Annotated in this window: 17 protein-coding genes; 12 read left to right on the forward strand and 5 right to left on the reverse strand. The window is 65.3% G+C overall.

What is annotated here, in order from left to right; all coding sequences use genetic code 11:
- Positions 1 to 12: 12 nt before the first annotated feature.
- Both AC1ZV1_RS15600 and AC1ZV1_RS15605 read right to left on the reverse strand, forming a co-directional pair.
- Positions 13 to 1,047, reverse strand: coding sequence for a LacI family DNA-binding transcriptional regulator (locus AC1ZV1_RS15600; RefSeq protein WP_484292485.1), 1,035 nt, complete (start codon positions 1,045 to 1,047; stop codon positions 13 to 15).
- Positions 1,048 to 1,178: 131 nt separating this feature from the next.
- Positions 1,179 to 2,972: an acyl-CoA dehydrogenase gene (locus tag AC1ZV1_RS15605; protein ID WP_484292486.1), complete on the reverse strand. Its 1,794-nt coding sequence runs from the start codon at positions 2,970 to 2,972 to the stop codon at positions 1,179 to 1,181.
- Positions 2,973 to 3,227: 255 nt separating this feature from the next.
- Between AC1ZV1_RS15605 and AC1ZV1_RS15610 the strand changes: the two genes are divergently transcribed.
- The 10 genes from AC1ZV1_RS15610 (at position 3,228) to AC1ZV1_RS15655 (ending at position 19,005) form a co-directional block, all read left to right on the forward strand.
- Positions 3,228 to 5,885, forward strand: coding sequence for a winged helix-turn-helix domain-containing protein (locus tag AC1ZV1_RS15610; protein ID WP_484292487.1), 2,658 nt, complete (start codon positions 3,228 to 3,230; stop codon positions 5,883 to 5,885).
- A gap of 255 nt (positions 5,886 to 6,140) precedes the next feature.
- A complete protein-coding gene (locus AC1ZV1_RS15615; protein WP_484292488.1) occupies positions 6,141 to 7,283 on the forward strand; it encodes an acyl-CoA dehydrogenase family protein in 1,143 nt (380 codons plus the stop codon).
- A gap of 31 nt (positions 7,284 to 7,314) precedes the next feature.
- Positions 7,315 to 8,460, forward strand: coding sequence for an acyl-CoA dehydrogenase family protein (locus tag AC1ZV1_RS15620; protein WP_484297573.1), 1,146 nt, complete (start codon positions 7,315 to 7,317; stop codon positions 8,458 to 8,460).
- Positions 8,461 to 8,495: 35 nt separating this feature from the next.
- On the forward strand, positions 8,496 to 10,316 hold the full coding sequence (locus AC1ZV1_RS15625) for an SDR family oxidoreductase (RefSeq protein WP_484292489.1): 1,821 nt from the start codon (positions 8,496 to 8,498) through the stop codon (positions 10,314 to 10,316).
- 85 nt (positions 10,317 to 10,401) lie between these two features.
- Positions 10,402 to 11,508 (forward strand): thiolase C-terminal domain-containing protein, encoded by a 1,107-nt coding sequence (locus AC1ZV1_RS15630; protein ID WP_484292490.1) that lies wholly within the window; start codon positions 10,402 to 10,404, stop codon positions 11,506 to 11,508.
- A gap of 77 nt (positions 11,509 to 11,585) precedes the next feature.
- A complete protein-coding gene (locus tag AC1ZV1_RS15635) occupies positions 11,586 to 13,283 on the forward strand; it encodes an AMP-binding protein (RefSeq protein ID WP_484292491.1) in 1,698 nt (565 codons plus the stop codon).
- A gap of 149 nt (positions 13,284 to 13,432) precedes the next feature.
- Positions 13,433 to 14,611 (forward strand): lipid-transfer protein, encoded by a 1,179-nt coding sequence (locus AC1ZV1_RS15640; RefSeq protein WP_484292492.1) that lies wholly within the window; start codon positions 13,433 to 13,435, stop codon positions 14,609 to 14,611.
- 10 nt (positions 14,612 to 14,621) lie between these two features.
- Positions 14,622 to 15,824, forward strand: a complete 1,203-nt coding sequence (locus AC1ZV1_RS15645) for an acyl-CoA dehydrogenase family protein (RefSeq protein ID WP_484292493.1) — start codon at positions 14,622 to 14,624, stop codon at positions 15,822 to 15,824.
- A gap of 15 nt (positions 15,825 to 15,839) precedes the next feature.
- Positions 15,840 to 16,988: an acyl-CoA dehydrogenase family protein gene (locus tag AC1ZV1_RS15650; protein WP_484292494.1), complete on the forward strand. Its 1,149-nt coding sequence runs from the start codon at positions 15,840 to 15,842 to the stop codon at positions 16,986 to 16,988.
- A gap of 16 nt (positions 16,989 to 17,004) precedes the next feature.
- Positions 17,005 to 19,005 (forward strand): alkyl/aryl-sulfatase, encoded by a 2,001-nt coding sequence (locus AC1ZV1_RS15655; RefSeq protein ID WP_484292495.1) that lies wholly within the window; start codon positions 17,005 to 17,007, stop codon positions 19,003 to 19,005.
- Positions 19,006 to 19,059: 54 nt separating this feature from the next.
- Here the strand turns inward: AC1ZV1_RS15655 and AC1ZV1_RS15660 are convergent, their stop codons facing one another.
- The 3 genes from AC1ZV1_RS15660 to AC1ZV1_RS15670 all read right to left on the reverse strand — a co-directional run bounded on the left by AC1ZV1_RS15660 (position 19,060) and on the right by AC1ZV1_RS15670 (position 23,079).
- Entirely contained in the window at positions 19,060 to 20,121 is a 1,062-nt protein-coding gene (locus tag AC1ZV1_RS15660) for an NAD(P)-dependent alcohol dehydrogenase (protein WP_484292496.1), read from the reverse strand.
- A gap of 65 nt (positions 20,122 to 20,186) precedes the next feature.
- The gene (locus AC1ZV1_RS15665) at positions 20,187 to 21,644 is read right to left on the reverse strand and encodes an acyl-CoA reductase (protein WP_484292497.1); all 1,458 of its coding nucleotides are present in this window, start codon (positions 21,642 to 21,644) and stop codon (positions 20,187 to 20,189) included.
- 4 nt (positions 21,645 to 21,648) lie between these two features.
- Positions 21,649 to 23,079 (reverse strand): hypothetical protein, encoded by a 1,431-nt coding sequence (locus AC1ZV1_RS15670; RefSeq protein ID WP_484292498.1) that lies wholly within the window; start codon positions 23,077 to 23,079, stop codon positions 21,649 to 21,651.
- Positions 23,080 to 23,445: 366 nt separating this feature from the next.
- Here AC1ZV1_RS15670 and AC1ZV1_RS15675 point away from each other — a divergent pair, with 366 nt between their 5' ends.
- Both AC1ZV1_RS15675 and AC1ZV1_RS15680 read left to right on the forward strand, forming a co-directional pair.
- Positions 23,446 to 24,597: an iron-containing alcohol dehydrogenase gene (locus tag AC1ZV1_RS15675; RefSeq protein WP_484297574.1), complete on the forward strand. Its 1,152-nt coding sequence runs from the start codon at positions 23,446 to 23,448 to the stop codon at positions 24,595 to 24,597.
- Between the two features lie 74 nt (positions 24,598 to 24,671).
- Positions 24,672 to 25,361, forward strand: a complete 690-nt coding sequence (locus AC1ZV1_RS15680; protein ID WP_484292499.1) for a TetR/AcrR family transcriptional regulator — start codon at positions 24,672 to 24,674, stop codon at positions 25,359 to 25,361.
- Positions 25,362 to 25,373 lie beyond the last annotated feature (12 nt).

A 25,373-nucleotide genomic window follows, 5' to 3' on the forward strand; every position in this document is an offset into this window, starting at 1 on the left:
TGCGACGAAGCTTCAGGCGCTGGAGCGCAGTACCAGATGCCCTGGCACCTCGCGCAGCGCATCGGCAAGGCTGCCGCTGGGGCGCCCGGCGTCGAGCAGCTCGATGGCGCAATCGATCATCCTGTCCAGTGGCTGGTGCACCGTGGTCAGCGAGTGCTCCGGATAGGCCGCGTCGCGAATGTCATCGAAGCCAATCACTGCCACGTCTTCCGGAACCCGAAGGGCCGTGTTCTGGCGCAGATGGGCGAGCACGCCGAGCGCCATCACGTCGTTGGCGCAGAACACCGCGTCGATGGCGGGCGCGGTTTTGCTGAAAAGATGGCCGGCGGCTTGTCGTGCGCCGTCGTACGTGTAGCCGCCGGCAATGCAGGCCACGAGCTGTTGGCCGTGCTCCGCGAGACCTTGCTCGAACCCATGCAGGCGGTCGGCGGTTGTGGAAATTCCAGGGTCACCGGATACGAACGCGCAGGCTCGGCGACCGCTACCGGCCAGGTAGGTGGCGACTTCGTGGCCCATGCGCTGGTTGTCACAGCAGACCGACCAGACGCTCGGGTCTTCCACACGCCGGTTGAGGAACACCACCGCGATGCCTTGTTGCGCGCAGAGTTCGGACATGCGCGAGGAGAGCTTCGCGGCAGTCACCACGATGGCGTCGACCTGGTACTGCAGGAGTTGCGGCATCGACTCGTCGGCATCCCCGCCCGGCGGCACGACGAAAATCAGCAGTTGTCGGCCGTCCTGGCGCAGGCGCAGGGCAAAGGCTTCGAGTAGCGCGGGATAGAAAGGATTGCCCAGGCTGCCGATCACCAGGGCGACGATGCCCGTCTTGCGGCGGTTCAGCGAGCGGGCGATGGCGTTGGGCCGATAGCCCAGTTCGTCGGCGATGGCGAGGATGCGCTCGCGCAGTTCCGGGGAGATGCGCGATTGCTCGTCGAAGGCGCGGGTGATGGTGGAGGTCGCCACCCCCAGCCGGACGGCGAGGTCGCGTGCGGTGGTGCGCACGCTTGCCTGGGGGATGGCGGAAGATGATGGGATGACGCGGGACATGAGTGATTCCGGTGGTCGTGCAACCGTGTGCACACGTGGCCCGGATGCTACCCGCACGCTCCTGGGCAGGAGACCTCCCCCCTATGGGGGGAAGTCATGCGCGACCGGTGAATCGCGGCGCAGGAGCGGGCTCAGAAACTCTCGTCGTCCATTTGCAGCGCCGCCTCTCCGCCGTCGGTGAGCACCCGTGAGAGGCCGTCCGCGATGGGCAGCAGATGGCTGGCGTAGAACTGCGCGGTCTGCAGCTTGGCGCGATAGAACGCTGCATCCCCCGCACTCTCCTGCAGGCGCTGCCATGCCACGTAGCCTGAACGCGCCAATTGCCAACCGCCAACTGCCAGACCGAACAGTTGCAGGAACGGCACTGCACCGAGGGCAATCTCGCGGGGATGCTGATCGTAGCGCTGGACGATGCAGGACACGCCTCGCTCCAGCGCGTCCAGCGCCAGGTCAAGGGCATGACCGATCGGTTCCAGCGCGTCCTCGCTACGCGGCAGTTGGCGTGCGCTATCGCGCATCCGGGCAATCAACGACAGTGCTGCCGCACCGCGGTCCCGGGCGATCTTGCGGCCCACCAGGTCGTTGGCCTGGATGCCGGTAGTACCTTCGTAGATCGTGGTGATGCGGGCATCGCGTAGGTGCTGGGCAGCGCCGGTTTCTTCGATGAAGCCCATACCACCGTGGACCTGCACGCCAAGGGAGGCGATGTCGATGGCGTTCTCCGTGCTCCAGGCTTTGACCACCGGGATCAGCAAGTCGACGAAGGCCTGCTGTTCCCGTCGCTCTTCCGGATCCGGGTGGCCGCTGGCGACGTCCATCGCCAGGGCTACCTCGCAGGCCAGCGCGCGCATTGCCTCGACGCGGGATTTCATCGACAGCAGCATGCGGCGCACGTCCGGATGGCGGAGGATCGCGACCTTCTCGCGGCTGGTGCTGCCCAGCTCTCCACCTTGACGGCGCTCGCGGGCGTAGGTCAGGGCGCGCTGATAGGCTCGCTCGGAGAGGCCGATACCCTCTATTCCGACCGAGAACCGCGCAGCGTTCATCATGCTGAACATGTATTCCAAGCCGCGGTTTTCCTCACCCACCAGCCAGCCGACGGCACCGTCCCGGTCGCCGAAGGCGAGCACCGCAGTGGGGCTGCCATGGATGCCGAGCTTGTGCTCGATGGACACGCAGCGTACGTCGTTGCGAATTGCCGAATTGCCCGACTCGTCGAGCAATACCTTCGGTACCACGAACAGCGAAATACCCTTGACGCCCTCGGGCGCACCGGGAACCCGTGCCAGGACCAGGTGCACGATGTTCTCGGTGAGATCGTGCTCGCCATAGGTGATGAAAATCTTCTGGCCAAATACCCGGTAAGTGCCGTCGCTGTGGCGCTCGGCGCGGCTGCGCACGGCGGCCAGGTCGGAGCCTGCCTGGGGTTCGGTCAGGTTCATGGTGCCGGTCCATTCACCACTGATGAGCTTAGGCAGCCAGGTTGCCTTGAGTTCGGTGCTGCCGTGCAGTTCGATGGCTTCGATGGCGCCGCGAGTGAGCATCGGGCAGAGGCCGAAGGCAACGTTGGCGGCGTTCCACATTTCCTCCACCGGCGCCGACAGCAGACGCGCAATGCCCTGGCCGCCGAACTTCGGCGAGCAGGAGAGGGCGTTCCAGCCACCCTCGACGAACTGCTCGTAGGCGTGCTTCCAGCCATCGGCGGTGCGTACGTCCCCGTCGTTCCAACGTGCGCCCTGGCGGTCACCGATACTGTTGAGCGGCGCCAGTACGCCGCTGGCGAAGCGGCCGGCCTCGGCAAGAATGGCCTGGGCAAGGTCGCTACCGAGCTCTTCCTGGCCGGGTAGCGCCTGAAGGCGCTCTAGCAGGCCGAGATCGTCGAGGATGAATTGCATGTCGCGCAGGGGAGCTGCGTACTCGCTCATGATGGGACTCCGCGGAGGATGGGGGCGGAATTGAAGCCCAATCCGGCGCGGGAGGGCCCCCACCCCGGTAGGGTGGGCTCATTGGTCGGATCGTCTATCGTCCAGGGTGACGCAGCAGGTAATGTCTCTACCCGTAGCGAGGGGGGTGTGCTTTGCGCGGAGGGGGGGCAATATCGGTCCCGGTACACCCGAGGCTCTTGCGTCCATGACGCCGGGCAACGGCGCGCCAGTTATGCAGAAAGGCCAAGAATAACAATGCATCCAGACAAACTGCTTGTGACCACCAAGCTGGCGCCGCCACGCGTCAGCCCGAACGCCATTACCCGCCAACGCCTGCTCGAGCAGCTGCAACGCATGGAGCATTGCACGGTCGGCGTGGTCATCGGCGGCCCCGGCTTCGGCAAGACCACCTTGCTGGTGCAGTGGCGACAGACCATGCTCAAGGCGCGCGCCGAGGTGGCCTGGCTGACACTCAGCACCGAAGACCGTCACCTGGCGTCATTCTTCGTTTATCTGCGCGCCGCGCTGGGTCACCTGGGGATCGCGCTGGAGAACGACATCCCCCTGGAGGGCGCCAGCGGCGAATCCCTGGATGGCCTGGTGGCAAGCATCGTCGAAGGTGCCGCCGCCGTCAGCAAGCAGCTCTACCTCGTCCTGGATGACTACCACCTGGTAAGCGACTCGCGTGCCCATCGGCTCATCCAACGTCTGCTGGACCATTGTCCGCAGAACCTGCACTTCATCATCGCCTCGCGCGCCGACCCGCCCCTGAGCCTGAGCCGGCTGCGCCTGCAGGACCAGGTGCTGGAACTGGATTGTGCGGGTCTGCCGTTCGACCTCGCGGAAACGCGCAGCTTCCTCGAGACCAACCTGCCGTCGCTGAAATTGAGCAGCGAAGAGTCCCTCCTGATTCAGGACCTCACCAGTGGTTGGCCCGCAAGCCTGCAGTTGATCGTGCTCCTGCTGCGCGCGCGGCCGGAGGCGCGCAACAGCCTGCGCGACCTGGGCTGGATGTCCGACGACCTGCAGACCTACCTGGCCGAAGACGTGATGGTGCATTTGCCTGCCGATCTGGCCGGCTTCATGGAGCGAGTCAGCCTGTGCCGGAGATTCAACGCATCGCTGGCGGCGCACCTGACCGGCCAGGAAAACGCCGGCGAGCTGCTGGCGCGGATGGAGGAAGAGAACCTGCTGGTGTTCCGCATCGTTGGCGACGACCGCCAGCCCTGGTATCGCTTCCACCCCTTGTTCGGCGAATTCCTCGCCGCCCGCCTGGAGCGCCGCGATCCCACCCTGGTCAATGAGCTGCACCGCAGCGCGGCACGCTGGTTTGCCGAGCGCAAGCTGCTGGCCGAAGCGCTGCGGCATGCCACCGCCAGTGGTGACCTGGAGTTCGCCGCCGAAGTGGTTGAACGCTCAGCGCCCACCAGCTGGGGGCTGGACCAGGTTGGGCCCTTGCTGCGCCTGCTGGACCGCTTGCCGCAGGAGACGCTGTTCAGTCATCCGCGACTGTTCTTCCGTGGCTGCCTTGCCTATGCGCTGACGGCACGCCCGGCCAAGGCCGAGGCCTGGCTGGAGGAGTACAAACGCAGCGGAGCCAGCCAGGACGGGGATGTGCTGCAGCACCGCCGGCTGGCCGAGGCCTCGATCGCGATTCAGCGTGACCGCACGGACCAGATCATCACAGTGCTGGAGGGCTCGGATCGCTTCGACGACGATTATTCAGTGGTCCGCTACGGCCCTTCGGCGTTGCTGGCCATTGCCTATGCCGCCGAAGGACGGCACACCGAAGCATTGCGCTACCTGGACGAGCACCCCATTGCCGAGGCCGATCGAAACGACGAGATGGCGCTGGTGGTGGAGGGCGCGCGCACGCTCTGTCATTTGCTGGAAGGGCGTATGGCCGATGCCTTGCGCGTTGGCCAGGATCTGTTCTCCCGTTCGGTAACCGCTCACGGTCACCGCTCTGCCAGTGCCTACCTGTGCGCCGCTTCGCTCGCCGTGGTGTATTGCGAGCTGGACCGCATCGATGAAGCGCGCGAAGTGCTGGCCAATCGAGTAGGCCTGCTGCAATGGGCGATGCCCGACACCATGATTCGCGGGACCATCTGCCGCGCTCGCCTGGATCTGCTGCAGGATTGCGCGGCGAGCGCACTGGCCTTTCTCGAGCGCCAGGAACGGCACTTCCGCAGCATCGGTCTGGAACGCGGGATTGCCCATAGTCTTGCGGAGCAGCTGCGCATCCGCTTGTTGGAGGGCGACCACGGCGGTGCGCAGAGCTGCTTCATCCGTCTGGAGCCGCTGGAGGCTGCGCACCAGGGCGAGAGAGGGTTCCTGAGCGAAATCCCCATGCTGGTCCAGTTGTCGCGCGGACGTCTGGCGCTCAACGCTGGCGAGCACGAGCTGGCTCAAGCAGCGTTGCAAGCCGTGCGCGAGTACGCCCAGGCCCTGGGTCGTGGCCAGCTGGAAGTCACCGCGTTGTTGCTGATGGCCCTGGGGCGCAGTGCGCAGCGCCAGCAAGTGGCTGCCGAATCCCTGCTGGTCGAGGCGTTGCAGTTGGGGCAGCGTGGAGGGCTTGTACGGACCTTCGTCGATGAAGGCGCCGGCGTGGTCAAGCTGCTCTCCAACCAGCGCGCCAGGCAGTCTTCCCAAGGGGACGTGACGGCCTACCTGGACGACCTGCTGGCTCGGTTCCGCCGCGAAGAGGTGACCGACCGTGCCTCCCTGTCACCCCGCGAGCTGGCAATCATCCAACTGGTGGCCCAGGCGATGTCGAACAAGCGCATTGCCCTGACGTTGAACATTTCCCAGGAAACCGTGAAATGGAACCTGAAGAATGTCTACGCCAAGCTCGGGGTTTCCAGCCGTTATGACGCCATGTCCTGGGCACGCAAGCACGGCCTGATCCGCTGATACGACGGTCCGCCGGAGACGCGGCGCGGTGCGTGGCCGCGCCGTCTGCGCCGCCGGTGGACCATCGTGCAGTAGCCTAGGGTTTTTCCGTCTCCCGCTCGCCCCTTGTTTCGTGGGGGCGACGCCGCAAACCTCGCATCCCCCCTCGAAGTGAGGGTGGGGGAGGGGGTACAAGCCCCCCGGCCTCGCACCTATCGTCACCTCAAGCCCGCCGCGCCTCGCGTGGCTCCGCATCGGCACTGAGGAGACGCCTGCATGATCCCCCGCACGTTGTTCGAACACGAGCACGAAGAGTTTCGCAACACCGTCCGCCGCTTCCTGGCCGAGGAGTGCGTGCCGAACCACGAACAGTGGGAAGAGCAACACCGCGTACCGCGTGAAATCTGGCTGCGCGCCGGCGAGCTGGGCATGCTCAATGCCACGACTCCCGAGGCTTACGGCGGCCTGGGCCTGGATCGGCGATTTTCCATGATCGCCACTGAGGAAGTGGCTCGCGCCGGTACCTCCGGGCTGAATGGCTTCAATGTGCACGACATCGTCGCCGGCTACTTCATCAACTTCGGTACTGAAGAGCAGAAGCACCAGTGGCTGCCGCGCATGGCCAGCGGCGAGGTGATCTCCGCGGTGGCGATGACCGAGCCCAATACCGGCTCCGACCTGCAGGCGGTGAAGACCCGTGCCGTGCTGGACGGCGACGAGTATGTGATCAACGGCGCCAAGACCTTCATCTCCAACGGCACCAATTGCGACGTGATTGTGGTCGTCGCCCGTACTGGTGATACCGGCAAGGGCTCCCGTGACCTGTCGCTGATCCTGGTCGAGGCCGAGCGCGCCGGTGTGGTCAAGTCCAAGCCGCTGCGCAAGGTCGGCATGCACGCCCAGGACACGACCATGCTGTTCTTCGAGGACGTTCGCGTGCCGAAAGCCAGTGTGCTTGGCGGGGTACCCGGCCTCGGCTTCATCCAACTCATGAAAGAGCTGGCCTGGGAGCGCCTGAGCATTGGCATCCTCGGCGTCGCTGCGAGCCAGGCGGTGCTGGAACAGACCATCGACTACACCCGCGGCCGCACGGTGTTCGGCAAGCCGATCATCGACTTCCAGAACTCGCGCTTCCGCCTCGCCGACCTGAAAACCGAGATCGGTATAGGCCAGGCCTACGTTGATCGCTGCATGGAGCTGTGCCTGCAACACGAACTCAGCAGCGAGGCGGCGGCTGCCGCCAAGCTCTGGGGCACCGAGCTGTATTCGAAGGTGGTCGACCAGTGCCTGCAATTGCACGGTGGCAACGGCTACATGCTCGAGTACCCGGTAGCCCGCCACTACCTCGACAGCCGCGTCAACCGCATCTACGGCGGTGCCAACGACATCATGCGCGAACTTGTCGCGCGCACCCTCTGACCCTGCTGCAAGGAGTCCACTGATGACCCCATTGATCCCGCGCAACCTGTTCGAGCAGGAGCACGAGGCCTTCCGCGACACCGTGCGGCGCTTCCTCACCGAGGAGTGCGCGCCGCACCTGGAACAGTGGGAGGAAGAACACCGAGTGCCGCGCGCCATCTGGGAACGCGCCGGCGAGCTGGGCATGCTCAACGCCACCACGCCAGAAGCCTATGGCGGCCTGGGCCTGGACCGGCTCTTCTCAATGATCGCTACCGAGGAGATCTACCGCGCCGGGCTGTGCTCCGGACTGATCGGCTTTGGTGTGCACGACATCGTCGCCGGCTACCTGGTCAACTTCGGCAGCGAGACGCAGAAGCAGCAATGGTTGCCGAAGATGGCCGCCGGTACCGCGATAGGTGCGGTGGCGATGACCGAACCGAACACCGGTTCCGACCTGCAGGCGGTGAAGACTCGTGCTGTGCTGGACGGCGACGAGTACGTGATCAACGGCGCCAAGACCTTCATCTCCAACGGTACCAATTGCGACCTCGTCGTCGTGGTGTGCAAGACCGGCGACACTGGCAAGGGCGCCCAGGATATCTCGCTGCTGCTGGTGGAGGACGGCCGCCCCGGTTTCAGCAAGTCCAAGCCTCTGCGCAAGGTTGGCCTGCACGCCCAGGACACCACCATGCTGTTCTTCGAGGACGTCCGCGTGCCGAAAGAGAACCTGCTCGGTGGCATCCCCGGCCAGGGCTTTGTGCACCTGATGAAGGAACTGGCCTGGGAGCGCCTGTCCATCGCCATCAGCAGCATCGCCGGCGCCCAGGCGGTACTTGAGCAGACCCTGGACTACACCCGCGGCCGCACGGTGTTCGGTCAACCGATCTTCGACTTCCAGAACACCCGCTTCCGTCTGGCGGACCTGCGTGCCGACCTGGCGCACGGCCAGGTCTACGTCGACCGCTGCATGGAGCTCTGCCTGCAGCACCAACTGACTCCGGACGCTGCGGCCTCGGCCAAGTTGTGGTGCTCGGAGCTGTACACCCGGGTGGTCGATCAATGCCTGCAACTGCACGGCGGCAACGGCTACATGCTCGAGTACCCGGTAGCCCGGCATTACCTCGACCACCGCGTACTGCGTATTGCCGGTGGTGCCAACGACATCATGCGTGAGCTGGTCGCTCGCACCCTCTGATTCCCCGACAAGAACATCCCTCAAGGAGAACGAACGTGTCACAAGAACTGCGTTTCGACGGTAAAGTCGCCATCGTTACCGGCGCCGGCAACGGCCTGGGTCGTGCCCACGCACTGCTGCTGGGCTCCCGCGGCGCCAAGGTCGTGGTCAACGACCTGGGTGTCACCACCGAAGGCCTGGGCAGCTCCTCTGCCGCGGCCGATGCCGTGGTCGCGGAAATCCGCGCCCTCGGTGGCGAAGCCGTAGCCGACTATCACTCGGTGACCGAAGGCACGAAGATCGTCGCCACCGCAGTGGAGGCGTTCGGCACCGTGGATATCCTGATCAACAACGCCGGCGTGCTGCGCGACACCTCGTTCCACAAGATGACCGAGGAGCAGTGGGACCTGATCCAGGCGGTGCACGTCAAGGGCGCCTTCCTGCTGACCCACGCGGTGTGGCCGATCATGCGCGAGAAGGGTTACGGCCGCATCGTCATGACCTCTTCGGGCGCCGGCATCTTCGGCAACTTCGGGCAGTGCAACTATTCGACCGCCAAGTCCGGGCTGATCGGTTTCGCCAACTCACTGGCGATCGAAGGCGCGAGCAAGAATATTCGCGTCAACACCATCGCGCCGATTGCCGCTTCGCGCATGGTCATCGCTAGCGGCATCTTCACCGAGGAGATGCAGGCAAAACTGGCTGTCGAGGATGTTGCGCCGCTGGTTGGCTGGCTGTGCCACGAGGATTGCCAGGACAGCGGCGAGCTGATCGAGGTGGGTGGCGGCTTCCACGCCAAGTACCGTTGGGAGCGTTCCCAGGGCCGCTTCCTGCACACTGATGGCCTGAGCCCGGAGCTGGTGCGCGACAACTGGGAGCGCATTGGTCGCTTCGACGAACACGCTGTGCATCCGGCCACCGGTGCGGAAAGCTTCAAGGAGCTGTTCGAGCGCATGGACACGCCGGCGACCAAGGGCGGCAACCAGTTCATCGACATGGAAGTCGCCGGCAAGGCGGTTTCCTACCTGGAGACCGAATACGACCAGAATGACGCGGCGCTCTACGCGCTGGCAGTGGGAGCTGCCAAGGACCCGCTGGACCGCGCCGAATTGCGCTACGTCAACGAATTCGTCGGTGACGAGTTCCGTGTACTGCCGACCATGGCGGTACTGCCAGCCACCGAGGTGTTCCTGCGGGCCGCCAAGTCCGGCGAGCCGCAGCTGGAAGGTCTGAACGTGCCGTTCGGCAAGGGCCTGCACGGCGAACAGTACACCGTCATGTACCGCCCGCTGCCGCCGGCCGCCAAGCTCAAGCACCGCATGCACCTGAAAACGGCCATCGACAAGGGCAAGAGCACCGTCACCGTGCTGGCCATCGAGACCACCGACGAGCACGGCACGCCGCTGTTCTACAACGAGGTCACTGGCTTCTATCCGGGCGTACCCGGCGCGGGGCTGGCCAAGGTCGCCAGCGAAGAGGTAAACGTCCCGCCGGCCCGCGAGCCCGACATCGTGCTCTCCGACAAGACCGAGGTGAACCAGGCATTGCTGTACCGACTGTGTGGCGACTGGAACCCGATGCACGTCGATCCGGACTATGCCGCCAAGGCCGGTTACGAGAAGCCGTTCCTGCATGGCCTGTGCACCTTCGGCTACCTCGGACGTCACGTGATCAAGGCGTTCTGCGACAACGATTCTCGTCTGTTCAAGAGCGTGCGTGCTCGCTTTGCCTCGATCGTCATGCCTGGCGACACGCTGGAGACGCGCATGTGGCGCGAGTCGCCGACGCGCATCATCCTCGAGATGCGTGCCGTGGAGCGGGACGTCGTGGTGCTGAAGAACGCCGCCGTCGAACTGTTCGAGCAGGTGCCGGCGTAATGGACGGTGGAGGGTGCCCCGGTGCCCTCCACCGGCTTCGGACCGCCGCCATGGCGGCGGTTCCCGTCTCAGGAGAGACCAACAGATGAATCGTCGCGTCAATGTGATTGGCGTTGGCTTGACTCCGTTTCGCCTCGCGGGCGGCAACGGCAACCCCACGGACCCTTCCGGCGTTGGTGCTCGCCTTGCCCTGGCGGATGCTGGCATCGACTTTGCCCAGGTCGACGCTTTGTATTGTGCCGCTGCGGGCGTCGCACGGGGCCAGGATGCCTGCCGGGCACTGGGCTTGAGCGGAATTCCGGTCTTCAATCTGCAAAGCGACGGCGCGGGTGGTGCCAGCGCATTGCTATTGGCGCGCCAGAGCGTGGAAGCCGGTGCCGCCGAATGCGTCCTGGTGCTGGGTGTGGAGCCAGCGCCTGGCAAGGCCGCCACTGCCGAAGTGACCTTGGGCAATGCACTGCATGGCGCTGCTGCCGAGGAATACCTGGCGCGCCACGGTGCTCGCCGCGAAAGCCTGGCGATGCTGGCGGTGAAGGCTCGCGAACATGCTGCGCGCAATCCGGATGCACTGCTGCGCACCGCGCTGAGCCTGGAGAGCGTTCTGCTCGAACCCCGCATCTTCGGCCCGCTCAGTGCCTCGCAATGTTGCAGCCCCGCCGAGGGCGCTGCGGCGGTTGTCCTGTGTTCCGACGCCTTCGCTCGTAAACGAGGTATCAAGCGCGCGGTACGGATCATTTCCCAGGTCCAATGCGGCGATCTGCCTGCCGGGTCCTGCGGGGAAACTGCGCTCCGCGCAGCTGGCTACGACATCGCCGCCAGCGCCGCCCGGCTGGTCTATGAGCGAGCGGGCCTTGGCCCCGAAGAAATCGACCTGTGCGAGCTGCACGATGCCACCAGCATCTCCGAGCTGCTTCTTTACGAAGCACTGGGCTTCTGCCGCGAAGGGGACGCCGAGAAACTCGTCGAGGATGGTGACAACACTTACGGCGGCAACCTCGTGGTCAATCCGTCCGGCGGCTTGCTCGGCCGGGGACATGCCCTGGGCGCCACCGGGCTGGCACAATGTACCGAACTGGTCCGTCAGCTGCGTGGCAGCGCCGATGCGCGGCAGGTGCCGGGGGCGCGTCATGCGTTGCAGCACTGCCAGGGCATACAGGGTAACGCCGTCGTGACCTTGTACGGCCGGGACTGAGGCCTCCATTAGACAGGGCCGGCAAGAACAATAATTCGAAGGGTGCGCCTGCACTCTCATGTCCGTAGGACCCCGCAATGAACGAAGCACAACAAGAACCGACATTGCTGCAGCGCTTCCTGCATTGGGAAAGCCAACTGCCCGACACTCCCTACCTGCACCAGCCGCTTGGCCAGGGGCAGGTGGAAACCCTGACCTGGCGCCAGGTGGGCGACCAGGCCCGACGCATCGCGGCCCACCTGGTGTCGCTGGACCTGCCGGCGGGCTCGAGCATCGCCCTGTTCGGCAAGAACAGTGCGCACTGGATCATCGCCGACCTGGCAATCTGGATGGCCGGCCACGTGAGCGTCCCGCTGTACTCCTCGGCCAACCGGGAAACAGTTGCTTACGTGCTTGCCCACGCCGATGTGCGCCTGATGTTCCTTGGCCATTTGGATGGCGGAATGGCGGGCTGGGAGCGCGTGCGCGAAGCGGTCCCGGAAGGGCTGCCGATCATCGAACTGCCGCTGCACGGCATCGGCATCGGCCAGCCATGGAATGCGCTACTGCAGTCCCGGGAGCCGCTGCTGCAGGTGGCGCGGCCACAGCGGCCAGATCTCGCCACCATCATCTATACCTCCGGCAGCACCGGGCAGCCCAAGGGCGTGATGCACAGTTTCCAGGGCATGTGCCATGCCTGCGAGATTTCCGTGGTGATGTACGACAGCGGTCGTGGTGCCTCGCCGCAGGACCGACTGCTGTCTTACCTGCCGCTGGCACACACCGCCGAGCGGGCGGTGGTCGAGACCTTGTCGCTCTACAACGGCTGCCAGGTGTTCTTCAACGAGAGCCTGGAAACCTTTGCCAATGACTTGCGCTGGGCCAGGCCGACGATCTTCATGTCCGTGCCCCGCCTGTGGGGTAAGTTCTTCCACGGCATCAGCGAGCGCATTCCATTGGCGACCCAGCAGGAAGCCTTTGCCGACCCGCAACGGGGTGCGGCGATGCGTCAGCAGATTCTCGCCGCGCTGGGTCTGGATCAGGTTCATACCGCGTTGTCTGGCTCCGCGCCGCTGCCGATCGCGGTGCTGGAGTGGTATCGCGAACTGGGCCTGGCGTTGCTGGAAGGCTACGGCATGTCGGAGAACTTCGGCTGCTCGCATTTCAGCCTGCACGACACGGTGCGTGTCGGTTATGTCGGTGCTGCGGTGCCCGGTGTCGAATGCCGCATCGCCGAAGATGGCGAAATCCTGGTCAAGAGTCCGGGGCAGATGCTGGGTTACTACCGCCAGCCGGAGCTGACTCGCGATAGCTACACCGAGGACGGCTTCTTCCGCACCGGCGACCGTGGCGAGCTGGACGCAGCAGGGCGCCTGCGAATCACTGGACGTGTCAAGGAGCTGTTCAAGACCGCCAAGGGCAAGTACGTCGCCCCGGTGCCGATCGAGGCGCGCCTGGGCGATGACGGGCACGTCGAAGGCGCCTGCGTGACGGGTGTCGGCCTGGCACAACCGCTGGCACTGATCAATGTCTCGCCGGACACCCGCGCCGCGCTGGCCGATCCTGACCGACGCGCGGCACTGGAGATCAGTCTGGAGGCCTTCCTGGAAGCCACCAACCAACAGCTGGAGGCGCACGAACGGCTGGCCTGCCTGGTGCTGGTGAGCGAGCCTTGGACCGTCGACAACGGCCTGTTGACGCCAACCCTGAAGATCCGCCGCAACCTCATCGAAGAGCGTTACCAGGCCCGTCTGGAGTCCTGGTGCTCCAGCCGTCGTGCGGTAATCGTCGAGTAACGTCCATCCCTCTTGCGCCGGGCCCGGCGGCCCGGCGACTGCCTTGCGACTCCCCCTGACACGGGGGGCTCAGCGCCTTCCGCGATCCTCCCTACCATGCCGGTACACCAAAGCCCGGTTCGACCGGGTCACCATGGGAGGAATGAAAAATGACGAACAAAGTCGTGGTCGCCGGGGTCGGCATGATCCCCTTCACCAAACCCGGAGCCAGCCTGAGCTATGACCTGATGGGGGCGCAGGCCGCACGCCTGGCTCTGCAAGACGCCGGCGTGGCGTACAGCGCCATCCAGCAGGCTTACGCCGGCTACATCTACGGTGACTCCTGCTGCGGCCAGCGCGCGCTGTACCAGATCGGCCTGAGCGGCATCGCCCTGTTCAACGTCAACAACAACTGCTCCAGCGGTTCGACGGCATTGTTCCTGGCACGCCAGGCGATCCAGAGCGGCGCCATCGACGTGGCACTGGTGCTGGGCTTCGAACAGATGACCCCGGGCGCGCTGACCAGCCACTACAACGACCGACCCAATGCCGCCGACCCTTTCATCGAGCGTTGCGACACGCTGGTGGGTGTCCCTGAATTACCCACCGCCTTGCGCATCTTCGGCGGTGCCGGGCTGGCCCACATGCAACGCTTCGGCACGCCACTGGAGAGCTTCGCGAAGATTCGCGCGAAGGCCAGCCGCCACGCTGCACGCAACCCGCTGGCGGTGTTCCGCAAGGAAGTCAGCGCCGAAGACGTCCTCAACGACCAACTGCTCTGGCCGGGCGTGATGACTCGCCTGATGGCGTGCCCACCGACCTGTGGGGCCGCTGCCGCAGTGCTCTGCAGCGAAGACTACGCACGCCGCCATGGGCTCGATTCGCGGGTATGGATAGCTGCCCAGGCGATGACCACCGACGATGGCCGCAGCTTCGAGGAAGACCTGCGCTATGCCGCCGGCTACGGCATGGCGCTGAGCGCCTCGCAGCAGGTCTATGAAGCTGCCGGGATCGGTGCGGAAGACGTCGACGTGGTCGAGCTGCACGACTGCTTCGCGCACAACGAACTGGTTACCTATGAAGGCCTCGGCCTGTGCACTGAGGGTGGTGCGGCGAAGTTCATCGACGACGGCGACAACACCTACGGCGGCCGCTACGTGGTCAATCCGTCCGGCGGGCTGTTGTCCAAGGGCCATCCGATCGGTGCCACCGGGCTTGCCCAGTGCTACGAGCTGACCCAGCAATTGCGCGGCAACGCCGAGCAGCGCCAGGTCGAGGGCGCACGCGTGGCCCTGCAGCACAACGTAGGCATCGGCGGCGCCTGCGTCGTCACCCTGTACCGCAACTGAGGAGGCTGCCATGGATTTTCTTCCTGACCCCGGTCTGGATCAGTTCCGCCAGGAGATCCGCGAGTTCCTGCGCCTGCACCTGCCGGCGGACCTCGCGGGGAAACCGAGCTCCAGCATTCGTTCGGCGCTGCCGGACCTGGTGCGTTGGCAACGGATCCTCGCCGAGCGCGGCTGGGGCGCACCCTATTGGCCGAAAGAGCATGGCGGAACCGGCTGGAGCGTGCTGCAGCGCCTGGTGTTCGACGAAGAGTGCGTGGCCGCCGGCGCGCCGACGCTCGATGGTTTCGCGCACAAGCTGCTCGGCCCGGTGATCAATCACTTCGCCAGCGCCGAGCAGAAGGCCGAGCAGATTCCGCTCATTCTCAAGGCCGAGCGCCTGTGGTGCCAGGGCTTCTCCGAGCCCGGCTCGGGTTCCGACCTGGCGTCCCTGCGCACTCGCGCCGACCTGGAGGGCGACCATTACGTCATCAACGGGCAGAAGATCTGGACCAGCTACGCGCACCAGGCGGACTGGATCTTCCTGCTGGTACGCACCGACGCCAGCGCGCGCAAACAGGCCGGGATCAGCTTCCTGCTGGTCGACATGCGCACACCGGGTATCACGGTGCGCCCCATCCACAGCATCGACGGCTGCCATCACCTCAACGAAACCTTCTTCGACAATGTACGGGTGCCGGTGACCAACCGTATCGGCAACGAAGGCGATGGCTGGAAGATCACCAAGTTCCTGCTCAACAACGAGCACGCCACCGCCGCCGACCTGCCCATCCTGCGTCGCTACCTGCTGCAGCTCAAACAACTGGCCCACGGCTTGCCGGCCGGTTCTGGCGTTCTCGGCGAGCAAGTCGGATTCGCCCGGCAGCTGGCCGGCTTCGAAGCCGAGGTAGACGCTATCGCCATGCTGGTCAAGCGCGTGGCAGCGATGGAGCAGGCCGGCGACCACAGCCCGGCCGCCCACGCCCTGGGCTCGATCCTCAAGGTTCGCGGCACCGAGTTGCAGCAGCGCATCACCGAATTCATGGTGCAGGCGCTGGGGGATTACGGCGCCATTGCCTATCCCACGCCAGAGGCGCCGGCTGGCGAACCGCTGCCGCAGGAAGAGCTCGCCCGTGGGATCGCCATGGAAATGTTCTTCCGCCGTGCCTCGACCATCTACGGCGGCACCAGCGAGGTCCAGCGCGGGATCATCGCCAAGATGCTGTTTCAACTCTGAACGGGCCGAGCAACCATGAACTTCGAACTTTCTTCCGAGCAGCAGATGCTGCAGGACAGCGTGCGTCGGTACATCGACAAGGAATACAGCTTCGAGGCGCGTCTGGATCGCCTGGAGGCGGGTGAGGGCAGCGATTCGAGCTGGGTCACCTTCGCAGAGCAGGGCTGGCTTTGCGCGGCATTGCCCGAGACCCACGGCGGGCTCGGCGGCAGCATCCTCGATAGCGCCCTGATTGCCCAGGAGCTGGGGCGCGGACTGGTCCTTGCGCCGTTCACCGGCTGCGCAGTGCTGGCCGCCCAGACATTGGTAGCGGCCCAGGCACCGGCGCTGCAGGAACACTGGTTGCCGGCGCTGGCCGATGGCTCCGCGCGAATGGCGCTGGCTTACGCCGAGGCGCACACCCGCGGCATGGTGGATGGGCAACAGGCGCGTGCCGAACGACATGCCGGTGGCTATCGCCTGAATGGTCGCAAGACCCTGGTACTGGGGGGGACGCAGGCCGACGCTTACATTGTTTCCGCGCAGACTGAGGAGGGCTGCACGCTGTTCCTCGTGAGCGCCGATGATCCAGGCCTGCGCCGCACGCCTGTGCCGCTGCACGATGGTAGTTGGGCTGCAGAGCTGCACCTGGAGCAGGTCGAGGTGAGCGAGGCCGCCGTCGTGGGCCGCCCGGGCGAGGGGATGGCTGCTCTGCGGCATGGCCTGGCCCATGCGACTGCCAGCCTTTGCGCCGAACTGGTGGGCGGCATGGAGCGGGCCATCGAGATCTGCGCTGACTACCTCAAGGTACGCCAGCAGTTCGGAGTACCCATAGGCAGTTTCCAGAGCCTGCAACACCGCATGGCCGACATGGCTGCGCAGCTGGAACTGGCGCGCTCGGCGCTGTTCGTGCTGCTCGATGCCATCGACAATTCGGGGGAGGGTGATCTGCAACTTCGAGTCTCGCAGGTCAAGGCACAGGTCTCTCGCGCAGCGAAATTCGTCTGCGGCCAGGCTATCCAGCTGCACGGTGGCATCGGAACAACCCAGGAGTGCAGCATCGGCCACTACTACAAGCGTGCGGTGGTTGCCGATTTGCTCCTGGGCAGCGCAGACAGTCATGAGGCTTATTGCACCGAGCGACAGCAGGCTGCTCTCGCTGGCCGCACTGCGCCGGCAATCTGACTTGCGGAGAAGAACAATGAACGCATCCGAAACCCTGGGCCTGCCCCGTCGCAGCGCACTGGCGTTGGCTATCCTGCTTGCTTGTGCAGGCACCGTCAGCGCCGCTGATGCAGGCGGCCCTGCCTCGGCGAAACCCGCCAGCCCCGCGACTCGTGCCAGCAATGCGGCGGTGCTACAGGCTCTGCCGTTTTCCGACCGGCAGGATTACGAAGACGCCAGCCGCGGCCTGGTTGCAGCATTCTCGGGGCAGATCAAGGACGCTGAGGGCAAGGTCGTCTGGGATACTCACCAGTACGACTTCCTCACGGCCGAGCAGGCGCCCGACTCGGTAAACCCCAGCCTGTGGCGCATGGCCCGGCTCAACAGCAACGCGGGGCTGTTCCAGGTCGCGGAGCGACTGTATCAGGTGCGCGGCATGGACCTGGCGAACATGACGATCATCGAGGGTGACCGGGGGCTGGTGATCATCGACCCGCTGATGACCAGCGAAACGGCGCGGGCGGCACTGGAGCTGTATTACCGTAATCGCCCGCGCAAACCGGTGACGGCGGTCATCTATACCCATAGCCATCTCGACCACTTCGGCGGCGTGCGCGGGGTGATCGACGAGGCGGACGTCAAGTCCGGCAGAGTGCAGGTATATGCCCCCAGCGGGTTCATGGAAGAGGCGGCGAGCGAGAACGTGTTCGCCGGCACCGCCATGATGCGCCGTGCCCAGTACCAGTCCGGCGGCCTGGTGCCACGGGGCGACAAGGGACAGGTGGATACCGGTATCGGCAAGGGTGGTCCGGTCGGCGGCACCATCGGCCTGATCGCGCCGACCGTGCTGATCGACAAGCCTTACCAACAGCTGCGCGTCGATGGCATCGAGATCGAATTCCAGCTGACGCCCGGCAGCGAAGCGCCGGCAGAAATGAACCTGTACCTGCCGCAGATGCGTGCGCTGTGCATGGCCGAGAACGCCACCCATACCCAGCACAACATCCTCACCCCAAGGGGGGCGCTGGTACGTGACGCCAAGGCCTGGGGCCGCTACCTCGACGACAGCCTGGTGCGCTACGGCGACCGCGCCGACGTGATGTTCGCCCAGCACAACTGGCCGACCTGGGGCGGCGAGCGGATTCGCACGCTGCTGGCCGACCAGCGCGACATGTACACGTACCTCAACGACCACACCCTGCACCTGCTCAACCAGGGCCTGACGCCAGCCGAGATTGCCGCGGCGATGCAAAAGCTGCCGGGCGACCTGGAGCGCAAGTGGTACACCCGTGGCTACTACGGTTCGCTCAGCTTCAACTCGCGGGCGGTGTACCAGCGCTACATGGGCTTCTACGATGGCAACCCGGCCAACCTAGATCCATTGCCGCCGCAGGACGCCGGCGCTCGATACGTCGAGGCGCTGGGTGGCGCTGACCATGTGCTGGAGCTGATGCGCGCCTCGATGGCCAAGGGCGATTACCGCTGGGCCGTGGAGCTGGGCAATCACCTGGTCTTCGCCCAGCCGGATAATCGCTCAGCCCGCGAAGCACAGGCTGATGCGCTGGAACAGCTGGGTTATCAGGCGGAGAACTCGCTGTGGCGCAACATGTACCTCTCCGCGGCCGTGGAACTTCGCAATGGCGTGCGCCCGGCGAGCTTGCGCAAGCCCTCGGCGGACCTGGTGCGGGCCCTGGAGCCGGCGATGTTCTTCGACTACCTGGCGGTGCGCCTAAACGCCGAGCGTGCCCAAGGCCACGACATGCAGCTGAACTGGACCTTCACCGACCGCAAGCAGACCTTTGCCCTGACCCTGCGCAACGGCGTGCTGACCTACCGGGAGAACAGCCGCCATGCCCATCCCGACGCTACGCTGAGCATCGACAAGGCCACCCTGGATCGCATCAGCCTGAAGGAGCTGGACTTCCCCGCCGCGCTCAAGCAAGGCCTGGCAAAGGTTGAGGGTGATCCGCGCAAGCTGGGTGAGCTGATGGGGCTACTCGACACATTCTCACCGGACTTCAACATCACCACGCCCTGACCCTTACGGGTAGAAAAAAGGCCGCCTCCGGGTGGCCTTTTTCCTGGCTGAAAATCAGCCCTCGGTGCTTCCCTGCAGGGAGCCCATGTCGATCACGAAGCGGTACTTCACGTCATTCTTCTGCAGGCGCTCCAGAGCGGTGTTGATGTCCTGCATGGCGATGACCTCGCACTCCGGCAGCACCTGGTGCTCGGCGCAGAAGTCCAGCAGCTCCTGGGTGGCCAGCAGGCCGCCCATCAGTGAGCCGGCGATGGAGCGATCGTTGATCATCAGCAGCGCGCCATGGATGGGCTCCAGCGGTTCCAGCGCACCGATCAACACCAGTTTCCCGCCCCGGGCCAGCAAGGTCAGGTAGGGGTTTACGTCGTGCCGGGTGGGGATGGTGTCGAGGACGATGTCGAAGCTGGCGTAGGCCGCCTTCATCGCGTCCGGGTCCTTCGACAGCAGGACGTGCTGGGCACCCAGCGCACGGGCATCGTCGGCCTTGTGTGGCGAAGTGGTGATGACCGTGACGTCGGCGCCCATGGCGCGGGCCAGCTTCACCGCCAGATGACCGAGCCCACCCAGGCCGACCACGGCCAGGCGCGTGCCGGCCTGGACGGCATACTTGCGCAGTGGTTGCCACACAGTGATGCCGGCGCAGAGCAGGGGGGCGGCGTGGGCCGCGTCGAGGTTGGCGGGCAGGCGCAGGACGAACTTCTCCTTGACGACGATGGACTGCGAGTAACCACCGTAGGTGATGTCGCCGCTCACCCGGTCCTTGCCGTTGTAGGTCGGGGTCGGAAGGGTGATGCACAGTTGCTCCTGGCCATCGTCGCAGGCCGCGCAGTGCTGGCAGCTGTCGACCATGCAGCCGACGGCGACGCTGTCGCCTACCCGGTAGCGGCTGACCGCCGGCCCGACGGCGGTTACCCGGCCGATGATCTCGTGGCCGGGCACCAGGGGGAAGACGCTGCTGTTCCAGTCGTTGTGCAGGTAGTGCAGGTCGGAGTGGCAGACGCCGCAGTGGCTGATGGCGATCTGCACGTCGTCATCGCGCAGTTCGCGCCGTTGCAGGCGTGTCGGGGCAAGAGGGGCATGGGCCGCGGGGGCGGCGTAGGCCAGGCAGTGACTCATGGTGTTTCTCCAGCAGGGGAAGCGCGTGCCCGGCTCATCGGGCACGCTGGGTTCGCGGAAGTGGGTCAGAGGGAAGGGCGCAGCCAGGGCGCGGCGGTGGTTTGCGGCGAGGCGATCTGGTTGGAGATCCATTTGCCCATGCGCCGCATTGGCTCGATGGCATCCTGTGGTGCCTGCCATTTCATCGCCGCCGCATAGCCCAGCGAGACGATGCGCTGCGCGCCATACAGCGGCAGGATGTTCTTCAGTTCGCCCTTGACCGCTTCGGGGTAGACGCCGACGGTCTGGGTGTAGGCGTCCACCGCGTCCAGCACTTCGCTCAGCTCATCGACGGGTACCAGGTTGGCGGTACGGTCGTCGAGCAGGGTGGCGAAGGACACCGGTTCGGGAATCTGCGAGCAGATGATCGCGCCTTCGCCATCCCGGCCGCCGATCACCCGGTACCACTCGTCATCCAGACGCAGGGCGTCGACGTGCGCCTTCAGGCCCTGGTCATAACGCTTGGGCGCGGTGCTCAGGGTGTTGGGCAATGTCAGCATCGCGTCGTAGACGTAGCGGCCAAAGGTATTGAGACGCTCAAGACCCTGTTCGTCAGTGCCGCTCTGTACATACACCACCCGCGCGCAGACGCAGCCTTTCTGGTTCAGTGCACCGATGTCGCTGGCCAGGCGCAGCGCCGCCTCGCGCAGGCATTCTTCGCTGGCGAAGGCGTCTTCGCCGATGACGCTGGCACTGCGCTTGGGATCGAGGGAGATCAGTTCCAGGCCGGGCTGGATATAGCGGGTCACGTGCTTGAGGGCGGCGAACCCGCCCCAGGCGACGATCTTCTCGATGTTCTGCGGCTGGTACAGGCGTTGCTCCAGAGCCTGGTCGCCGCCTTTCCAGTAGGCCACCGAGAGGTGCCGGGTCAGTGGGTGGTCCGGCGCCATCTCGACCATGGTACGGGCGATGGCCAGGGCGGTGAACGGGTCGTTGGACGGCGCCTTGATGATGGCGTCGCTGCGCAACACCATGTTGCGCAGGATGGTCACCAGCGACAGCGGCGCGGCGTTGCCAGCGACGATATGCAGGGTGCGCGAACCGAAGCAGCGTGTCTCGAGCTCGGTCCCGTCCAGCAGTTTCTGTTTCACCCAACCTTCCAGATACTTGATGCCGACGGTGCTCTCGACCATCTCCGCGATGAACTGGCGATCCAGGTACTGGGGCAGGCTCATATAGGCGGCCTTGACCATGGTCGGTGTCACCGGCGCGGTCAGGTAGGACAGCTCGCAGGCTTCCTGGAGAAACGCATTGCTGGCCAGGTTCAGCCGCTCGGCCAACGCACCGGCGTAGTCGAGGATGTCGTCGAAGCTGAGCTGATACAGATCGGCCAGCCTGGCCGGATTCCCCAGCGGCAGCCTGTCGATGTAGTGGTGCGCGTCCGGCGTCAGGAAGCTCAGGTCGCCACCACGGCCACCGACTTCGACCAGATTGTCGGTAATGACTTCGCCGCGAATGATCATCGGCGCAATGGGTTTGCTCATCGGCTCAGCCCTCGAGGGAGTTCAGGAAGTCCATGGCCTCGCGATGCGAGTTGTCCGACGCGGCGCAGGTGATCTTGTCGTCGCCGCCGTTCTTCTCGCTGTAGCGTTGGATCGCACCGACCACGTAGCGGCTGGGGCGACCGCAGGCGCAGGGCTGATCCCATTCGACAGTGATTTCGTCACCGGTGATGAAGCCGCCCCAGTGCACGTCGGCACCCAGGTCGTAGAAGGCCGCGCGGCCGGTTTGCCGTCCGCTGCGCGGCAACGGTTCGCTGGTCTGCGGATCGAGCACGAAGGGGATCACCGTGTGAGCGAAGTGATAGTTGCCCTGTTCGCAGCGCAGGTGTGAGCCGCTGACCACTTCGGACATGGCGTAGGACTCGTTGATGCGTCTGGCGCCGGTGAAGCGCAGCACTTCCTCGCGCCAGCCGTCAGGCTGCACCACGCCCTTGGCGCCGCCGGTGGTGGCGATGTAGGAGTCCGGGTGGAAGACACCTTCCAGCCCCCGTTCCAGGCCGGCCTTGGCCATGTTGTGGAGCAGGTTCCAGGTGCCGCCGATGTACACGCGCTTGCCCTTGAGTTCGCCGGCCATGCGATTGAAGAAGGCCGCCAGGTGCGCGGGCATCTGCGCCTGCTGCTCATCGAAGGCCTTCTTCTTGGCCAGCAACGCCGGATTGATCACCAGGCGGTCCAGGGTCCCGCGGGCCTGGGCGGCGCGAACCCGTGCGCCCAGATGCAGCACGTCGCTGGAGAGTGTGTCGGGATAGGCGCAATGGAAGTTGTCCTGGCTGGGCAGCAACTGCTTCATCAGTGCCACGTTGCCGCGCAGGTGACTCAGGTAGCCTTTGCGGTAGTAGGGGTAGGCGGTATGCATCTCCGGGCGCGGGGAATCAGGGCCCTGCAGGTTCCAGGCGAAGAGGCTGCGTACCGCGCAGGCCTTTTCGAATTCGCGGGTGCTGTTGGGCAGGAAGGAGAGGGTGCCCGAGGTGCCGGAGGTATGGCTGATGCACAGCTGTGGCAGGGCGGCATCCATGGTCTCGAACCAGTCATCGAGCCCCTGGCAGGCACTGACGTCCACGGCGCAGATCGCCGCGCCGATTTCGGGCGTGACCAGCTTGGCCAGCCATTTGTTGATCGCGGCGAAGTTGCTCTTCTCCAGCAGCGATGGCGGGTAGGACTTGAACACGGTGTGCTCGAAGAGCAGGGGCACTACGTCATCGATCGCATCGATGCGCTCCAGCCCTTCGCCATCGGCCAGTTTCTTCAGCACCGGGATGTGCTCGCGCAATTGGGCGAAACGCAGCTTCAGCCCGGCGAGTTGCAGGGCATCGATCTCTTCGCGCGGCAAGTGGCTCCAGGTCTGGCAGGAATACCCGGCAAGGGCGACGGGATCGTTCAGCAGCAGCTGTGTTTTTTGTTCTGGCGATGCGGACATCGATGGACTCGCTACTCCAGTGGCAGGGCCGGCGAAGGGCGCCGGAGCGTGCGGTGCCTGCAGGCCGTGATCGATCACGGCTGGACCGTGGGGCCAGTATAGGGAGGCAATCAGGCTTCCACGTTCCGGATTCCGGATTCGGTAAGTATCCGCAATACCTTGTTTTTAAAGTGTTTTAAGGCCCTGCCTGGACGTTACTCGAGAGGGTTTCTGGATTTGTCTTCCCGGGCGTATACGCCCCCTCTTGACGAGGGGGACCGAGGGCGGGGGGAGATCCCTATGCTTGCGCTGGGAGCGAAGTGTGCTGTCCAGTGCTTCGCGCCTGGTGCCTTCGCAAAACGATTCACGAGCCTGAGCGAAGACACCATGGCGACGCTGACTTTCAATACCACTGCTTCCATTCTCATCGAGCGCGGCGCGTCCGCACGGTTGGCCGAACGCGTACGCCGCATGGGCTGCCGGTCTGTCCTGCTGGTCAGCGATCCCGGCGTACTGGGCGCCGGGCTGCTGCAACCGGTGATCGAAGATTTCGCGCGTGCGAAGCTGGCATTGCGGGTGTTCGCCGAGGTTCAGGCAGACCCGCCGGAAAGCGTCATAGAGGCGGCGGTCGGCGCGGCACAGGAGTGCGCGGCCGATTGTGTGATAGGTCTGGGCGGAGGCAGCTCGCTGGACGCCGCCAAGCTGGCGGCACTGCTGGCGCGCAGCGGCGAGTCGCTGGCCAACGCCTACGGCATCGACGTGGCGCAGGGGCCGCGCCTGCCGCTGATCCTCGTGCCGACGACGGCAGGAACGGGCTCCGAAGTAACGGCCGTATCGGTCGTCACCAGCGGCGATGGACAGAAGAGCGTGGTCATCTCGCCGTTGCTGCTGCCTGACCTGGCGGTGCTCGATGCCGACCTGACCGTCGGCCTCCCGCCGCACGTCACGGCGGCCACGGGCATCGACGCCATGGTCCATGCCATCGAAGCCTTCACCAGCCGCCACCGCAAGAACCCGATTTCCGACTGTCTCGCCCGGGAAGCCCTGCGCCTGCTGGCTGCAAGCCTTGAGCGCGCCTGCGCCCATGGCGCGGACATCCAGGCCCGCGAAGACATGTTGATGGGCGCCTGCCTGGCTGGCATGGCGTTCGCCAACGCCCCCGTCGCGGCAGTACATGCGCTGGCGTATCCGCTGGGGGCGCGGTTCCATGTCCCCCATGGTTTGTCCAACTCGCTGATGCTGCCCGGTGTGCTGCGTTTCAACCAGGAGGTCGCTGCGCCGCTCTACGCTGAACTGGCAGATATCGTGCTGCCAGGCATTTCGGGTGACGCGCGGAGCAAGACCCAGGCGCTGATCCAGTACTTCTCCGATCTACCCGTGCGCCTGCGCCTGCCGACCCGACTGAGGGAGGTGGGGGTTGCGGAGAGCGATCTGGAGGGGCTGGCCGAAGACGCACTGAAACAGACCCGACTGCTCGCAAACAACCCTCGAGAGGTCAGTCTCAACGCAGCCCTGGCTCTGTACCAGGCGGTGCTGTAAAGCCTTGCAGCCGCCCCCGACTGCCAGCATGCTCAGGCCCTGCTGGGTACCGAGCCTGCCGGAAGGAGAAGGCTATGGACAAACCGCCGAAAGACAGAGAACACCCGGAAAGCGAGCCTGCGCTGAAGCCACTGGGCATGCCTGCGCAACCGCGCAAGCAGCCCCGCCAGGCGCGTTCGATTGCCCTGGTCGAGGCACTCAAGCAAGGCGGCCGACAGATACTCGAGGAGGAGGGGCGCGAGGCGCTCACCGCCTGGAGGCTGGCGGATGTATCCGGCGTGGCCATCAGTTCGATCTACGAATATTTTCCGGCGATGGAGTCGCTGATCGCGGCGGTTTTCGAGGATTACCGCCGCGAGGCTGGCGCGCAGCTTCTATCCGCGATCGCAGCACTGCCCCCACAAGCGACCCTGTTCGAGGGGCTGCTGCTGGTGCTGCGCCTGGGCCTGGAGGTCCATCACCGCAAGTCGCGCCTTGATCCGGACTTCAGTGAGCGGGTGACCCGTTACGACGAGCTGGTTCGCCTGGAGTTGGTGGAGTCCGCGCAATGCTGGTCCGCCGGTGCGACGCCCGCGTTGTTCCAGCGCTTCGACGCGCAGATCCGCGTGAAGAACCGCGAGAAGGCGCAGTTCCTGGTGCACCAGACACTGCTCACCTTGCCGCGGGCGATGCGCCTCGAGCGTCCGCAGTACCTGACCGAAGAGGACAGTGCCTTGATGCTTGCGCGCATGCTGCACGTACTGCTGACGAACGAGGACGGATAAAGCAGTACGCCC

The organism is Pseudomonas sp. BB438 (assembly GCF_057180225.1).

Coding starts and splice junctions, on each gene's coding strand:
- AC1ZV1_RS15630 (WP_484292490.1), top strand. CDS start 10,402: ATGAATCGTCGCGTCAATGTGATTGGCGTTGGCTTGACTCCGTTTCGC.
- AC1ZV1_RS15655 (WP_484292495.1), top strand. CDS start 17,005: ATGAACGCATCCGAAACCCTGGGCCTGCCCCGTCGCAGCGCACTGGCG.
- AC1ZV1_RS15680 (WP_484292499.1), top strand. CDS start 24,672: ATGGACAAACCGCCGAAAGACAGAGAACACCCGGAAAGCGAGCCTGCG.
- AC1ZV1_RS15665 (WP_484292497.1), bottom strand. CDS start 21,644: ATGAGCAAACCCATTGCGCCGATGATCATTCGCGGCGAAGTCATTACC.
- AC1ZV1_RS15640 (WP_484292492.1), top strand. CDS start 13,433: ATGACGAACAAAGTCGTGGTCGCCGGGGTCGGCATGATCCCCTTCACC.
- AC1ZV1_RS15675 (WP_484297574.1), top strand. CDS start 23,446: ATGGCGACGCTGACTTTCAATACCACTGCTTCCATTCTCATCGAGCGC.
- AC1ZV1_RS15600 (WP_484292485.1), bottom strand. CDS start 1,047: ATGTCCCGCGTCATCCCATCATCTTCCGCCATCCCCCAGGCAAGCGTG.
- AC1ZV1_RS15660 (WP_484292496.1), bottom strand. CDS start 20,121: ATGAGTCACTGCCTGGCCTACGCCGCCCCCGCGGCCCATGCCCCTCTT.
- AC1ZV1_RS15610 (WP_484292487.1), top strand. CDS start 3,228: ATGCATCCAGACAAACTGCTTGTGACCACCAAGCTGGCGCCGCCACGC.
- AC1ZV1_RS15650 (WP_484292494.1), top strand. CDS start 15,840: ATGAACTTCGAACTTTCTTCCGAGCAGCAGATGCTGCAGGACAGCGTG.
- AC1ZV1_RS15635 (WP_484292491.1), top strand. CDS start 11,586: ATGAACGAAGCACAACAAGAACCGACATTGCTGCAGCGCTTCCTGCAT.
- AC1ZV1_RS15605 (WP_484292486.1), bottom strand. CDS start 2,972: ATGAGCGAGTACGCAGCTCCCCTGCGCGACATGCAATTCATCCTCGAC.
- AC1ZV1_RS15670 (WP_484292498.1), bottom strand. CDS start 23,079: ATGTCCGCATCGCCAGAACAAAAAACACAGCTGCTGCTGAACGATCCC.
- AC1ZV1_RS15615 (WP_484292488.1), top strand. CDS start 6,141: ATGATCCCCCGCACGTTGTTCGAACACGAGCACGAAGAGTTTCGCAAC.
- AC1ZV1_RS15645 (WP_484292493.1), top strand. CDS start 14,622: ATGGATTTTCTTCCTGACCCCGGTCTGGATCAGTTCCGCCAGGAGATC.